Raw genomic sequence first — 2264 nt, 5'->3', positions numbered from 1 at the left:
AGATGTCCATTATCGATCATGGACATTATCGACAGCAGAGGCTCACCGTCAGAGCAGTCACAACGGACGGATACGACGGTCGTCGTAGCCACGGCGACATTTCGTCCGGGCCATCTTCAGCAGCGAGGTGATCGCTTCTCCCTCGTCGGCGTGATGCTCGACGAGCGACCGCCCGCCGAAGCCGATCCGGCCCCATTCCCGGATCAGGCTCACGCCGCCGAACAGGTCGGGCTGGACCTGCATGAGGTAGAAGCGACGCATGTTGCGCGCGGGGTCGATCCGGCGGAGCTTAATCCATCCGCCCAAGCTTCAGCCGCGTCGGAAAGATCTCGTGCTGGTAGTCGGACGATGACATTCCTTGGCCTGCTCTTCTGTAAGGTTCGGCGGCCAATGCGCTGCTCGGGTTAGCTCTTCGGCTCGATCAGAAGCGTGTCGAGAGACGTGCCGCTCGTGATCGCCTCCTTGATCCACCCCGGCTGGCGACCGCGACCGCTCCACGTCAACGAGGCGTTCTCAGGATGACGGTACTTGGCCGGCTGCGGCGCCTTGCCTTTCTTTCCAGTCTTGCCTGTCCCGTCGATGAGCTCCGCGAGCGAGAAGCCCAATTCGCGTGCCTTGGCCTCCACCGCGGCCTGGGCCTCCTGCTTTCGCTTGGCGTCGTAATTTTCCACCGCCTTGTTCACGTCCTTCTGCAGGGCTTTCAGTTCGTCGAGGGGCAGGCTGTCGAGATCGATGTCGGCCATGGGTATCCGGGTCTTGTGTGAGAGAACTGTGTCAGGCGTCTTTTCAGGACGACCGTGGTCGTTTCAATAGGTCTATTCCATGCGGGGTCAATACGACGAAAATAATTACGCGGAATTGGGCAAGCCCACGGTCAGGGAACCTGCTTGTCGGTGGTGGTCATTTCAACTGTCGAGCCATAGACTTCTGACGAATTTCGTTTGTAAGGCGGCAAAGCTGAACATACTTACTTGCGTCGCCTTGGGGTGTAGTGCTTCCGAACGACTGCCCGAGGACGCCGAATGTAAAGGCGGGTTTTCCATTCCCAATATTTTTGCGACAGCCATTCGATCATCTATTTCCCTCATGCCACTGTGGTCTAATCCTTCAGTGGAAATCCGCCAGTTTTAAACGCCCCGTGTTCCCTGCAGATATACCAGTACTCCGTATGGATGTTATTGCGAAACTCGCCTTAAAGGAATCACGTCACAAGATCACGCGGTTAGGCGAGCGGTATGAGCAAGCCTAAGCCCCCGGCTGCCACACGCCGAACTGGTCACCTACAACGATGCGCTCAGGAAGCGCGGGTCACTGCTGATCTGGCTGGATAAGAAGATGGCGTGGCACGCGCCGCAAGAGGGCCGTCCGGGGTGCCCGCCGGTCTTCCCAAATGCGGCGATCCAGTTCTACTTGTCGATCAAGGTGCTGTTCAAGCTGCCGCTTCGCCAGACCTCCGGGATGGTGGCGAATCTGTTGCGGCTGGCGGGGCCGAACTGGCCGGTGCCGGACTTTTCCACTCTGTGCTGCAGGCAGAAGACCCTGACGGTGCAGATCCCGATCGCCGTGCTGGTGGGCCGCTGAATCTGCTGGTGCCCTTTCGGGACATCACTGCGTGATGCCCTGCCGGGTGACAGACAGAGCCGGAATCAAGTTTCTCGGCGACGGTGAATGGGCAGGCCCGGAAGCACGGTGTTCAGGGCTGACGCCAATGGCGCAAGGTCTAGTTGGCCATGGACACCGCCACCTCCGACATCCACGCAGTCGAGTTCACCCCCAGCCGGGAGGGCGACAGTCCCGTCCTGCCCGACCTGCTGCACCAGATCCCCGAAGACGAAGACATCGGCACCGTGACCGCGGACAGCGCCTACGACACCCGCCGCTGTCACAGCACCATCATCGCGCGCGGTGCCACGCCGATCATCCCGGTCCGCAAGAATGGTCGATCATGGAAAGAGGACTGCCCAGCCGCCAAGGCACCGCTTCAACGCCCTCGGCACAACCGAGATCGTCCGCGTGGCCTGATCCGGAAGGGGAAAAGGATACTTACGCCTCAAACCGCTATTCTGCAACATATGTAACCGCCCCGAACGCAAGAGGGATATTGAAGCTATTTCTGACGCGTCGTCGGGTGCTGACATATGTCCGGCCTCATGATGCGACATCACATATGTCGCGGGCCCGTATGGTGTTCGCGGATTGGGTCCAAATCAACGCCGCGTGCTCGATGGCACTTTGTTGCAGACTGGTTTTCCCTATCCTGTCTT

At 59.5% G+C, this 2264-nt stretch carries 1 protein-coding gene and 2 pseudogenes; 1 reads left to right on the top strand and 2 read right to left on the bottom strand.

Translation table 11 applies throughout. The features are described 5' to 3' along the window. Positions 1 to 57 precede the first annotated feature (57 nt). Together Q1A87_RS23330 and Q1A87_RS23325 are read right to left on the bottom strand one after the other, a co-directional pair. Positions 58 to 355 (bottom strand): annotated as a pseudogene (locus Q1A87_RS23330) (WGR domain-containing protein). Positions 356 to 404: 49 nt separating this feature from the next. Beyond that, positions 405 to 743 (bottom strand): H-NS histone family protein, encoded by a 339-nt coding sequence (locus tag Q1A87_RS23325; protein WP_299657206.1) that lies wholly within the window; start codon positions 741 to 743, stop codon positions 405 to 407. Positions 744 to 1235: 492 nt separating this feature from the next. Here Q1A87_RS23325 and Q1A87_RS23320 point away from each other — a divergent pair. Then, positions 1236 to 1976, top strand: a pseudogene (locus tag Q1A87_RS23320) (IS5 family transposase); the annotation flags it as partial. Positions 1977 to 2264 lie beyond the last annotated feature (288 nt).

This window comes from uncultured Jannaschia sp., assembly GCF_947494055.1.
GTDB lineage: Bacteria > Pseudomonadota > Alphaproteobacteria > Rhodobacterales > Rhodobacteraceae > Jannaschia.
This window is presented reverse-complemented; position numbering and strand designations above follow the sequence as displayed.

What these genes read in the sequence shown, in the direction of transcription:
- Q1A87_RS23325 (WP_299657206.1), bottom strand. Translation starts at nt 743, where the DNA reads ATGGCCGACATCGATCTCGACAGCCTGCCCCTCGACGAACTGAAAGCC.